General features: G+C 66.9%; 1 protein-coding gene. It reads left to right on the top strand.

Translation table 11 applies throughout. The annotated features are described in order from the left end of the window. Positions 1-25 precede the first annotated feature (25 nt). Positions 26-1,687, top strand: coding sequence for an electron transfer flavoprotein-ubiquinone oxidoreductase (locus J0J01_RS00025; protein WP_296378033.1), 1,662 nt, complete (start codon positions 26-28; stop codon positions 1,685-1,687). Positions 1,688-1,789: the final 102 nt, after the last annotated feature.

The following is a 1,789-nucleotide window of genomic DNA, read 5'->3' as shown; positions in this document are numbered from 1 at the left end:
TTCCGAGCTGGATAAGAGAGATCGCATGATTTCCGAGGCGCCGGCGGCGCGCGACGCCATGGACTTCGATGTGGTGATTGTCGGGGCGGGTCCGGCCGGGCTCGGCGCGGCGATCCGTCTGAAGCAGCTCGATCCCGATCTGTCCGTGGTGGTGGTGGAGAAGGGCTCCGAAGTCGGAGCCCATATCCTGTCCGGCGCGGTGATCGATCCGGTGGCGCTCGATCGCCTGCTGCCGGACTGGCGTGCGGACGAGGCCTGCCCGCTGAAGACGAAGGTGACGCGCGACCGCTTCTACTGGATGACGGCGAACGGCGCGATCCGGCTGCCGAACATGCTGATGCCGCCGCTGATGAACAATCATCGCTGCTATGTCGGTTCGCTCGGCGATCTGTGCCGCTGGCTGGCGCCGCAGGCCGAGGCGCTCGGCGTCGAGATCTATCCGGGCTTCGCCGCCACCGAAGTGATCTATGGCGAGAGCGGCGAGGTGCGCGGCATCGCCACCGGCGACATGGGCGTGGCGCGCGACGGCACGCCCAAGGCCTCGTTCACGCGCGGCATGGAGCTGCGCGGCAAATACACGCTGTTCGCCGAAGGCGCGCGCGGCAGCCTGAGCAAGCAGTTGATCGCGCGCTTTCGCCTCGACCAGGACAGCGAGCCGGCGAAGTTCGGCATCGGGCTGAAGGAAGTCTGGCAGATCGATCCGGACAAGCACCGGCCCGGCCTGATCCGGCATTCGTTCGGCTGGCCGCTGGGCAACGCGACCGGCGGCGGCTCGTTCGTCTATCACTACGGCGACAATCTGGTCGCGGTCGGCTTTGTCGTGCATCTGAACTACAGCGATCCGTATCTGTCGCCGTTCGAGGAGTTCCAGCGCTTCAAGACCCATCCGGACATGCGCGATCTGCTCGAGGGCGGCAAACGGCTGTCCTATGGCGCGCGCGCGATCACCGAAGGCGGCTACCAGTCGGTGCCGCGCCTGACGTTTGCCGGCGGCGCGCTGATCGGCTGCGCCGCGGGCTTTGTCAACGTGCCGCGCATCAAGGGCGTCCATAACGCGCTCGGCAGCGCCATGCTCGCCGCCGAACATGTCGCGGGTGCGCTCGCGCAGGGCCGCGCCAATGACGAGCTGGCCGGTTACGAGAGCGGATGGCGCGGATCGGCGGTGGGCAAGGATCTGTTTCGGGTCCGCAACGTCAAGCCGCTGTGGTCGCGGTTTGGCACCGTGCTCGGGGTCGCGCTCGGCGGCATCGACATGTGGATGCAGACGCTGTTCGGCGCCTCGCTGTTCGGCACCCGGCCGCACGGCAAGCCCGATTGCGCGACGCTCGATCCGGCGAAGGAGCACACGCCGCGCACGGCGCTGAAGCCGGACGGCGTGCTGACCTTCGACCGGCTGTCGTCGGTGTTTCTGTCCAACACCAATCACGAGGAGGATCAGCCGGTCCATCTCAAGGTGGCGGACATGGCGCTGCAGAAATCCTCGGAGCACGACGTGTTCGCTGGCCCATCCGGCCGCTACTGCCCGGCCGGCGTCTATGAATGGATCGGGCAGGGCGAGGACGCGCGTTTCCAGATCAACGCCCAGAACTGCGTTCACTGCAAAACCTGCGACGTGAAGGACCCCAACGGCAACATCACCTGGGTGCCGCCGGAAGGCGGCGGCGGGCCGAACTATCAGGGGATGTAAGGGCTCATGACACGCGAATGCGCGATGCGCAGAGCCGGCGCAGCCTGACATGGCCGACTTCCCGTTCGCCGCCTTCGGCATCACATCGATCATCCTGTTCGG

Source organism: Reyranella sp., assembly GCF_017305915.1.
In the GTDB taxonomy this organism is placed as follows: Bacteria; Pseudomonadota; Alphaproteobacteria; order Reyranellales; family Reyranellaceae; genus Reyranella.
Note: the sequence above shows the minus strand (reverse complement) of the source record. Positions and strands in the feature narration are given on the sequence as shown.

Excerpts from the sequence above, each read along its gene's own strand:
- J0J01_RS00025 (WP_296378033.1), top strand. The coding sequence starts at position 26 with ATGATTTCCGAGGCGCCGGCGGCGCGCGACGCCATGGACTTCGATGTG.